The organism is Prevotellamassilia timonensis (assembly GCF_021531665.1).
In the GTDB taxonomy this organism is placed as follows: Bacteria; Bacteroidota; Bacteroidia; order Bacteroidales; family Bacteroidaceae; genus Alloprevotella.
Genome location: NZ_JADYUH010000081.1, coordinates 1 through 8261, shown reverse-complemented (window position 1 = coordinate 8261; position 8261 = coordinate 1). Strand labels below are relative to the sequence as shown.

The window sequence follows — 8261 nt, the reverse complement described above, 5'->3', positions numbered from 1 at the left end:
CATGGCTTTTTTTGCCTGCAAAGTACGAAAGCGCGAAGAATTTGAACAAGACGGTTGATTTCGGATGGTTACATTGCCCCAAAAGACGGTGTGTCATAATAGCCAATCTGCTTCGTTGCTATCGGATTCGGGCTTGGTCATGTACTTCAGCAAAATTATTGCCAAAAAACCTCCCTGCCGTGAGTGGCGGGGAGGTTTGAAAGTGTGTTTCGCAGAAAGAACTGACGGAAAAGGAGGCTTACTCTCCCGCAGCCTGTGCGAGAAGTTCGGAGAGGGTGGGGTGGGCGTGAACCATCCGGCGAAGGTCAGAGAGGGTTCCGCCGTGGTGAATGTGGGCTGCGAGTTCATGGATGAGTTCGGAGGCTGCGTTGCCAATGATGTGACCGCCGAGAAGACGACCATCGGGCGTGCATACAATCTTCACCAAACCATCCGGCGTGGCATCACAAGAAAGGGCGCGACCGTTGCTGCGATAGTGTGACTTGCGAACAATAACTTCGCCGTGAATCTCTTTCGCCTTTGCTTCGGTGAGACCGACGGTGGCACATTCCGGCACGGTGAAGACGGCTGCGGGAATGTGTTCCAGGTTGGGAGCCAGTTCCGGTTTTCCAAGAATGTGAGCGAGCGCGGTGAAACTCTGTGCCGTGGCAGCATGGGCGAGGGGACAGAGGCCATTGACGTCGCCGACGGCATAGACGCCGGGGACGGAGGTCTGCATGTGTTCATCGACGGTGATGCCTCGCGGCGTGTGGGCAATGCCTGCTCCCTCCAAGTTGAGGTCTTGGAAGCGCGGGCTGCGACCGACAGCCATGAGCACCGTGTCGGCGATGATTTCGGAGATGCTTCCTTTGCGCTCAAAACTGACGTGGAGTTCTCCGTTACGTGTGCTGTCAGCATGGATGGCTGTGACGGGAGAGCCGGTGTGAACGGTGATGCCGCGTTTCTTGAGAGCAGTGCGGAGTCGGCGGGCGATGTCACCGTCAAAAGCGGGAAGAATTTCGGGTGCAAATTCCACCACCGTGACTTCACTGCCGAAACTGCGGAAGACGGAAGCAAATTCAAGTCCCACCACTCCGCCGCCGATGACGCAGAGCCGTTCGGGCACATGGTCCAAACTAAGCATTTCTTCTGAGGTGAGCACGCCTTCCGTGTGAGCGCCGGGCACGGGAAGGAAACGAGGTTCGGAGCCGGTGGCGATGAGAATGGCATCAGCGGTGAGCGTTTCTTCGCCGACTTTCATGCTGTGCGGGTCGCCGCTGACAAACGAGGCGCGTCCGGGGTGGAACGTGATGCCTGGTGTGCGAAGCAACGAGGTGACGCCATCACGGAGGCGACCGATGACTTCTTCTTTGCGACGGAGCGCATCGGCGTGACGGTCAGCCAGTTCTTCAGGGTCAAGAGCACCTTCAGCAGAGAGAATGTCCGCCACGGCGGCGCTGTGACACAGGCATTTCGTCGGGATGCAACCTTCGTTGAGACAGGTTCCGCCGACGTGTTCGGGACTGTCAATGACGTGCACTTCCAGTCCTTGCCGGGCGGCTTGCACGGCGCACTCATAGCCTCCGGGGCCTGCGCCGATAATGATAAGTTTTTGCATATATAGAATGTATGCTTATGATGTGATGAGGGAAAAATGGAGACAACCGAGGGCAAAAAGAGCAGTCCTCGGTTGTCTTTGGAAAATGACTCAGTTCACTTCGGGAGTGTAGGTGAAGCGTGCATCTTTGACCGCTTTGACATCGTCAAGTCTGCGCACGGGAGTTGATTGCGGAGCGGTGCGAAGCAGATGGGGAGTTTCGCGTGCTTCGAGGGCAATTTTCTTGAGCACGTCAATGAATTTGTCAAGCGTCTCCTTGCTTTCGCTCTCGGTCGGTTCAATCATCATGGACTCGTGGAAGAGCAGCGGGAAGTAGATGGTCGGCGCGTGGAAGCCATAGTCCAACAATCTCTTTGCCACCTCGAGTGTGGTGATGTGAGAAGCGTCGGAGTGGCTGCCGCCATATTCGGCACGCATGCCGTCAAAGACAAATTCGTGTTTGCAGATGCCCTCGATGGGGAGAGCATAGTAGTCTCGCAGATTCTCTTTGACATAGTTCGCGTTGAGCACAGAAATCTTGGCGGCGAGGGGCAGGTTCTCGCGTCCCATGGCAAGAATCCAAGCCAGTGCTCTGACGAGAATGCCGAAGTTGCCGAGGTTGGAACTGACGCTGCCGAGCGAGTCGGGTTTTGAGGTGCGGCGATAGAGACCGGTTGCGGGGTCTTTTTCCACCACGGGACCGGGGAGGAAGGCTTCCAATCCGCTGCGCACACCCACCGGACCGCTGCCGGGACCGCCACCGCCGTGAGGCGTGCTGAAGGTCTTGTGGAGATTGATGTGCATGACGTCAAATCCCATGTCGCCGGGGCGGCAGACACCGAGCATCGGATTGAGGTTCGCTCCGTCATAGTACATCAAACCGCCGCAGTCATGCACCAGTTTGGCAATTTCCGGAATGCGCGTTTCAAAGATGCCGAGCGTGTTGGGGTTCGTCATCATCATGCCGGCGATGTCATCTCCGAGGAGCGGTTTGAGTGCTTCCACATCGACCGTTCCTTCCGGCGTGCTGCTCACCTGCACCACTTGAAAACCGCAGACGGCGGCAGAAGCGGGGTTTGTTCCGTGGGCAGAGTCGGGGACGATGATTTTCGTTCGTTTGGCATCGCCGCGGTGACGGTGATAGGAACTAATGACCATGAGTCCGGTGAGTTCGCCGTGCGCTCCGGCGTAGGGGTTGAGCGTGAAGCGACTCATGCCTCCGATTTCGGCGAGGGCAGATTGGAGTGTGTCGTAGAGTTCCAAAGCCCCTTGCACGTCGGCGTCGTCGGCATCGGGATGCAGTTCGGTGAAGCCCGGGAGCGCCGCCAGTTCCTCGTTGATTTTGGGATTATATTTCATCGTGCAACTTCCGAGGGGATAGAATCCGGTGTCGATGCCGAAGTTGTTGCCTGACATGTTGGTGTAGTGGCGTGCCACGGTGAGTTCATCTGCTTCGGGCAGCGTGTCCAGTCCGCCTTGTCTGCGTAGAGTTTCGGGCAGTTCCTCGGTGGCATGGGCAACTTTCCATTTGTTTTCGGGAAGAGAGTATCCTTTTCTTCCGGGGTGGGAAAGTTCAAATATGAGGGGGGAATATAATGTTTGATTCATAGTGGTTCAAAGTTAGAAGTCAGACAAGTGCGGCGAAGGCGTCAATCTCTTCCTGTGTGCGCTGCTCGGTGGCGGCGAAGAGGAGGCAGTTGGGCATGCCGTCCAGCGTGACGCCGCCCAGCCATCCGCTTTCTGCCCAGCGGCGGCGGAGCGTTTCGAGCGATTCGCTGCCGACATATCGTAGTGCAAATTCGTTGAGGAAAGGTTTGCCGGGGAAAACTTCTTCAAACTTTCCTGTAGCGAGCAAGGCTTCGCGGAGCGCACGGGCAGCGCCGGCGGATTGTTCGTTCACTTCGACCAGTCCTTGGCGTCCCATGATGGAAAGATAGATGGCGACGTAGAGACACATGATTCCCTGTGCGGTGCAGATGTTGGAGGTGGCTTTTTCGCGGCGGATGTGTTGCTCACGAGCCTGCATGGTGAGGACGAAGGCACGTTTGCCATCGGCATCAACCGTTTCTCCGACAAGACGTCCCGGCATTTTGCGGACGAGGGCAGATTTGACGCAGAGATAGCCGATGTGGGGACCGCCGAAGTTCATCGGGATGCCGAGACTTTGGGCGTCGCCGCAGGCAATATCGGCTCCCCATTCGCCCGGGCTGCGAAGCACGGCGAGGGTGGAGGCGATGGAATTGATGACGAGCAGTGCTTTCGCAGCGTGAACCTCGTCGGCAAGACCGGTGAAGTCTTCAATGATGCCGTAGTGGTTGGGCTGAGCCACCATGACGCCAGCCACGTCGCCCGCTGCCAATTCGCGAGTGATGGCTTCGCGGTCGGTGACTCCGTCAGCGGCGGGAATCTCCACGAGTTCCACGCCGTGGAATTTCGCGTAGGTTCTCACCACGTTCAGCACACGGGGATTGAAGGTCGCGGAGATGAGCACCTTGTTGCGCTTCTTGGCGGCAGCGACACACATCAGCATTGCCTCGGCGGTGGCGGTGGAGCCGTCATACATGGAAGCGTTGGAGATGTCCATGCCGGTGAGGTCAGCCATCATCGTCTGATATTCAAAGATATATTGCAGCGTTCCTTGTGATATTTCTGCCTGATAGGGGGTGTAGGACGTGGAAAACTCACTGCGCGAGGTGATGTAGGGAATCATGGAGGGCACGTAGTGGTCATAGACGCCGGCACCGGCAAAGGGCACGAGTTTGCGGTTTTTGTCAGCCATGGCGCGAATGATGCGGCGCACCTCGATTTCGCTTTTGGACTGCGGGATGTCAAGTTCGCGGTGGAGTTTGAGTTCTTCGGGCACCTCGGCATAGAGGTCTTCGAGACTCGAAACGCCGATGACATCGAGCATGGCACGGATGTCGTCGGGAGTGTGGGGAATATATTTCATGGTAAGGTTCCGTTTGATTGTCGTTTCTTCTGCTTGGTTGGCAGAGCGTTCTGACGTGTTTTTCGGAAAGGGAAAGAGGCGACAGACCGTGCGAAGTTTGACGGTTGCCGCCTCTGTGAGGTCTTTGTTTTTTTATTGGATGGCTTTGCGATAGGCTTCGGCATCCATGAGGTTGTCAAGTTCGGAGGGGTCGGAGAGTTTCACCTTGATAATCCAGTTGGCGAAGGCATCTTGATTGACCAGTTCAGAGTTGTCCTCGAGTGCTTCGTTGACTTCCACGATTTCACCGCTGACGGGAGAAACGAGGTCGCCGGCTGCTTTGACGCTTTCGACTGCGCCGAACTCTTCTCCGGCAGTGACTTCGTCGCCTTCGGAGGGCATGTCCACATACACGATGTTGCCAAGTTGCTCTTGAGCGTAGTCAGTGATTCCAACGTAGGCGAACTCGCCTTCCACTTTCACATATTCGTGACTCTCGCTGTAGAAGAGTCCGTCAATTACTTTTGCCATGATGTTTGTTTATTGTTTGAAGGTTAATGTTTTATATGATTTACTTCTTGTAATGCTTTTGGTAGAATCGTTTCTTGACCACGGTTCCGGGTTGCACCTTTCGGTGGATTTTGATTCCGACAGCCGTGCCGAGAGCGGCGTGTGCGGCATCCACGAGTGCCATGCAAACGCTTTTTCCGGTGGAGATGGAACAGTAGCCCGTGGTGACTTCGCCGATGGTGTTTCCCTCAGCGTCCACAACTTCATAGCCGTGGCGAGGAATGGCGCGCGCTTCGAGTTCGATGCCGATGAGTTTGCGGCTGACGCCGTTTGCTTTTTGTGCTGCCACGGCTTCTTTTCCGATGAAGTCGGCTTTGTCGAGTTTCACGAACATGCCGAGTCCCGCCATGATGGGGCTGATTTCCTCGGAGAGTTCGTCGCCGTAGAGTGGGAGACCCACCTCGAAGCGGAGCGTGTCGCGGCAGCCGAGTCCGCAGGCTTTGGCGCGACCGCTTTCTTGGAGTTTGTCCCAGGCGGCACAGATGTAGGCATGGCTGCCATAGATTTCAAAGCCATCTTCTCCAGTGTAGCCCGTGCGGCTGACGATGAGCGTCTCTTCGGGCAATGCGATGGTCTTGAATGTGTAGAATTCCAATTCTTTGCATGCCAAGCCGAGCACTTCTTCGACCACGGCTTCTGCTTCGGGACCCTGCACGGCGATTTGACCATAAATGTCGCTCTGATTCTCGGTGACGACTTCGGGGAACTGAGTTGCCTGCTCCGTGATCCAAGCATAGTCTTTGTCAATGTTGGCAGCGTTGATGACGAGGAAGAAGCATTCGTCGCCCATCTTATAGACGAGCAGGTCATCGACCGTGCCGCCGCTGGGGCGCAGCATCATGCCGTAGAAGATTTTCCCGACGGGAGCACCTGCCACATCGTTCGTGAAGATGTGCTGCACGAAGGCTTCCGCCTGTTTTCCGGTGACGAGCACTTCGCCCATGTGGCTCACGTCAAACACACCGCAGGCGTTGCGCACTGCTTGGTGTTCGTCGGTGATGTTGGTGTACTGAATGGGCATTTCAAAACCGCCGAAGGGCACCATCTTTGCGCCCATGGCAACGTGACGGTCATAAAGACAAGTTCTTTTTTCAGACATGGATGGGTATGAGATTTGAAGGTTTGTGTGCTATATATAATAAGGAGTGTCGGCTATAGAATAAGGAGTGTCGGCTATGTAATAAGGAGTATCGGCTATAGAATAAGGGGTGTCTTCAAGGAAAGCAAGGGGATTTCGTGGTCAGACTTCCAGCAACTTCAGCAAGTCCACTTCGGAAAGATTGCGGATGGAGCGTTGGGGCTGGTTTGCTTTCACTGATTCTGCGAGAGAATCCTTCGTGAAAGCCTTGCCGACAAATGCAGAGCGGAAAGTCTCGGCGGCGTTGGCAAGTTCGAAAAAGTCGCCTGTGAGGCGAACGTCTTCCACGACACTTCCACGAAGACGGAAGTGCAGAGCGAGTGTGCCACACCCCTCAATACGTCCTTCAAAGGCAGCGTCGCTGTGGGCGGAGGAGCCGAAAAGGTAGTCGGAATCGTGATAGGGCTTCTCAATTTCTTCAATTTCCTTCACATCGTCGTCGCCAAGTTGGATGGAGCGGTCGCACAGCAGGTCGACGAGGCGGCGGCGCAGTTCGTCCACACCGAAGGGAAGAAAATCTTTCAGCAGCGAGACGCGACTTCTGACACTTTTCACACCCTTTGATTCCAGTTTTGACGTGTCGGGATGAAGTGCGCCCTGCATCAGACGGGCGTTGGTGTCATAGAGCATCGTGCCGTGCACAATGTTGCGGTCGGTCAAATGATAGAAAGCATTTCCGCAGACCTTCCCTCCGCCGCTCAGAACGATGTCGTTGCGCCCCGAGACACCGGCGGGTACACTCAACGCGGTGAGAGCGGCAGCCACGGTCTGCGCATAGTCCGCAAAAAGGGGCTCCACCGCGCCTTCGCCGGTGATGAGACTCCACATGATGTTTCGTTGATCTGCAAAGATGGCACCGCCACCGCTTTTGCGACGAACGATGTCAATCCCCTCGCGGCGGCAGAAATCCAAGTCAATTTCAGCGTGAGCCACTTGATTGCGCCCCATGACGACGGTCGGGTTGAGTTGCCAAGAGAAAAGATAGTTGTCTTCGGGAAGCGCACGAGCGATGTACTCTTCCGCTGCTAAATAGAACGTAGCACTGCGCCCTTCCGTGTAGTCCGGAAGATGCACATAGCAAGCCGGGAAACGAGAACTACTTGACATTTGTCAAACAGAAAGAATGATTAAAGGGGTGTGCTCTAAATCAGGTTGAGTGGATGATTGATTTATTAGAGATGAACTTTAGTCAGTGGAGGAAGAAGCATAGCAGCCTATGTGACTGACGAAACTTACAAAAGGGCGCGCAAAGAAGCAAAAAACAACCAAAAAGGAAGCACTTTCCTTTGAACGCTCCTTATTCCGTAATCTATAGAACACCCCTAAAAATGAAGTTTTCAAAAGACTTCCGCGCAAAAGTAATAAAACAAAATTTCTTCTCTTCATTTGCCTCCTGTTTTTTTCAAAAAATCCTCTTCCCAAATGATTCTCCCCATTTCTTCTCGAAAAACTTTACCCGCTCATGCAAGCGTCCGTCCACGCATTTCTTCATGAAGCATCCTGAAAACATGAAACACGAATTCAACGTGAGAGCGTGTTTGAAAAACTTCACAAAACCTACATTTTGTTTTTGAACACGAATCTCGTGAATGGAATTTAGAACGCGAATGGAGCGAACGGAATTTAGAACGCGAAGGGAGCGAATGGAGCGAACGGAGCGAATGGAGCGAACGGAGCGAATGGAGCGAATCGTACGTAACGTTTGTAACGAACGAAACGAACGTTACAAACGTAACGATCGTAAAACAAGAAATGGGAATAGGAGGTGACGCAACTCGTCACTCCTGCAAGCCACTCCAAAAATCCAACAATTTTGAGTCAATTTTCAGCGATTCGACATTAACATTTTTAACTTATCGGAACACTTTCCGTCTCCCAATTTTGCCTTCTCGGCGTGCAGTTTTTCTTTGCCTTCCCCTAATTAAAATTAGAAGAAGGCAAATTTTACTTAGATGCGCTCCTAATTTTACCCAGGTGCGCTCCTAAATCCCCGATTTTAAAGGGAAAGTGACGAAAAAAGGGGGGAGCCGAGGCTCCTCCCATATCTC

6 protein-coding genes are annotated in these 8261 nt (G+C 54.2%); all 6 read right to left on the bottom strand.

Going from position 1 to position 8261, the window contains the following annotated elements:
• Positions 1-238: 238 nt before the first annotated feature.
• The gene (gene lpdA, locus I6E40_RS10145; protein WP_235387015.1) at positions 239-1597 is read right to left on the bottom strand and encodes a dihydrolipoyl dehydrogenase; all 1359 of its coding nucleotides are present in this window, start codon (positions 1595-1597) and stop codon (positions 239-241) included.
• A gap of 90 nt (positions 1598-1687) precedes the next feature.
• Positions 1688-3184, bottom strand: a complete 1497-nt coding sequence (gcvPB, locus tag I6E40_RS10140; RefSeq protein WP_235387014.1) for an aminomethyl-transferring glycine dehydrogenase subunit GcvPB — start codon at positions 3182-3184, stop codon at positions 1688-1690.
• A gap of 19 nt (positions 3185-3203) precedes the next feature.
• A complete protein-coding gene (gcvPA, locus tag I6E40_RS10135) occupies positions 3204-4526 on the bottom strand; it encodes an aminomethyl-transferring glycine dehydrogenase subunit GcvPA (RefSeq protein WP_235387012.1) in 1323 nt (440 codons plus the stop codon).
• 132 nt (positions 4527-4658) lie between these two features.
• Positions 4659-5036, bottom strand: coding sequence for a glycine cleavage system protein GcvH (gene gcvH, locus I6E40_RS10130; protein WP_235387010.1), 378 nt, complete (start codon positions 5034-5036; stop codon positions 4659-4661).
• Between the two features lie 40 nt (positions 5037-5076).
• A complete protein-coding gene (gcvT, locus tag I6E40_RS10125; protein ID WP_235387008.1) occupies positions 5077-6174 on the bottom strand; it encodes a glycine cleavage system aminomethyltransferase GcvT in 1098 nt (365 codons plus the stop codon).
• A 141-nt stretch (positions 6175-6315) separates the two neighbouring features.
• The gene (locus I6E40_RS10120; protein ID WP_235387006.1) at positions 6316-7320 is read right to left on the bottom strand and encodes a lipoate--protein ligase; all 1005 of its coding nucleotides are present in this window, start codon (positions 7318-7320) and stop codon (positions 6316-6318) included.
• Positions 7321-8261: the final 941 nt, after the last annotated feature.